This window comes from Paenibacillus popilliae ATCC 14706, assembly GCF_000315235.1.
Lineage (GTDB): Bacteria > Bacillota > Bacilli > Paenibacillales > Paenibacillaceae > Paenibacillus_B > Paenibacillus_B popilliae.
Genome location: NZ_BALG01000179.1, coordinates 1 through 248, shown reverse-complemented (window position 1 = coordinate 248; position 248 = coordinate 1). Strand labels below are relative to the sequence as shown.

General features: G+C 40.7%; 1 protein-coding gene. It reads right to left on the bottom strand.

The window, feature by feature from the left end; genetic code table 11:
• A partial coding sequence (locus PPOP_RS24285) for a hypothetical protein (protein ID WP_042228650.1) occupies positions 1–248 on the bottom strand: 248 nt, incomplete at both ends.

Below are 248 nucleotides of genomic sequence, written 5' to 3'. Positions count from 1 at the left end.
CAACATGTTTTTCGTTCATGGCCGCTAGTTGGGTAACCATCTTATTCATTTGGGTATGTAGACTGCGTTGTTTTGCTTGGAGGGGCTGAAGGAAAACCGTACTCCCATCTTCTATGATTTCGGGTGGCAAGTGATCCAATGGGGTTTCCAATTTAGACGTTATTTGTTCTACATTTTTATCATTCGCGATCACATGTAGGGTAGATACCATTGTGTTTAGATGATCATTTGCTGGTGTACTTAATTCA